Here is a 1,574-nt window from a genome sequence, read left to right on the forward strand (position 1 = left end):
AATCCTGTTTTATCTGGGCGAAAAAATCTCCAGCACAAGATTTTAGCTATCGCAAAAGAAGAAGGGCTGCGTTAAGCCTGTCTCTTGATCACATCTATAGCTCAAGAGACTGTGCAAGCAAGTAACCCTCAAGGATGGTTTGTAATATGAACCATCCTTCCCATAGCCTTTCCCATCCTACTCGACCATTACGTTTTGAATCGTACCAACCTGCAAGCTTGCCGAGGTTAATATAGGCCCAGTAGAGGCTTGGGGCTTTCTTCGGTGGTTTCGATTTGTTTTGCTTTGACCACAGTAAGTTCCACGCTAGCGGACTCAGGATCATTTCACAGCTCTGCTTTTCTGCTTCCTCTTTATTAAACCCCAGATAGCGCAATTGATGAAGACGGACTGCAATAAACGCGAGTATCACTACCATGCGTTCTAAATTCTCTTTGCTTTGCATGCGTAACTCTTCAACCTGAGTGCCACCGCTTTTCCACGCTTTGTGAAATTCTTCAATCAGCCACCGTTTTTCGTAGTAATCGAGAATACGCTGGGCATCTTCTTTTGTTTTCACGGGTTCTGAGGTCAGAATGTGCCAGCTCAAGCCATCATGATTTCCCGTTTCTTGACAACCGACATAGTACAGTGGGACGCCGTCACCGGTTTTATTCGCCGGGATTTTTACGGTCACCGGCGCATAACGCACTTCGCAGTGTGCATCACGCGCTTTTCGCCCGCCTTTTTGCCTCACTTGAACCGTTCTCGTATCCGCATACACCAAGGCGCCACTGTAATGATAAAGCTTGTCGGTGCTTTCTTCTATGCAACGGCTTTGCATAGAGCGAACGACAAAGCGCTGATGATTTGAGACCTTATAGGTCAGGTACTCGATAATGTCTGCTTCCCGGTCACAGACCGAGATAACTTTTCGCATGTCAGCACCGAGGCGGGCTTCCATTGCGCGTGAAGCCCGTTCCCATTTATAGCTTTCTTTGTCTTTATAAGCTCTGCTCGCATGATATTGATTTTGCCCGTAAGCCTGAAGGTCTCGGGTCCAACGTGCCTGCTCAATGAGTCCAACGACCTGTTGCTTATCAGGTGCAAAAAGCAGAACGGAATGCGCATGCATCCCTCTGGAATACTTATTGGATGTGGTGTGCCCCATCTCATCTCGAACCGTAGGGTGGATAAATTCCAGCGAGGTCGTATCTTCAAGCGCGAGGAGGCAATCATAGTGCTTAACCTGCTCAGCGGTGGCGACAAAGCCAGCTTCTGCGATAGCTTGAGGATTAATGGCTTGATTGCGAGCGAAGCGATAAGCAGCTTCGATATCCGCAGGTGATTTTAAAGATTGCACGAGAGACTGTCCTAAATGATTGGCAAGAGAAGAAGTCAGTTTGATCAGCCGCTTAGTGCGGCGGCTATCCCCTAAATCAGCATATTGAAAAGTGTCTTTTGCCCATTGCTCAGCATCTGTTGAAAACATCATACGTGACCTCAACGTAGTATTTCTTATTGAGATCAGCCAGGTAGAAAAAGGTTCAAAAAAATCCCTCGATTCAATCGAGGGATTTGTGTAGAAGAGACAG

At 47.1% G+C, this 1,574-nt stretch carries 1 protein-coding gene; it reads right to left on the reverse strand.

Annotation, left to right across the window (positions count from 1 at the left end):
* Positions 1–94: 94 nt before the first annotated feature.
* Complete coding sequence (locus ABLA85_RS11380; protein ID WP_367964186.1) at positions 95–1,471, reverse strand: IS4 family transposase; 1,377 nt, start codon at positions 1,469–1,471, stop codon at positions 95–97.
* Positions 1,472–1,574: the final 103 nt, after the last annotated feature.

Origin of the sequence: Xenorhabdus sp. SGI246, assembly GCF_040838225.1 — a bacterium.
GTDB classification, from domain to species: Bacteria; Pseudomonadota; Gammaproteobacteria; order Enterobacterales; family Enterobacteriaceae; genus Xenorhabdus; species Xenorhabdus indica.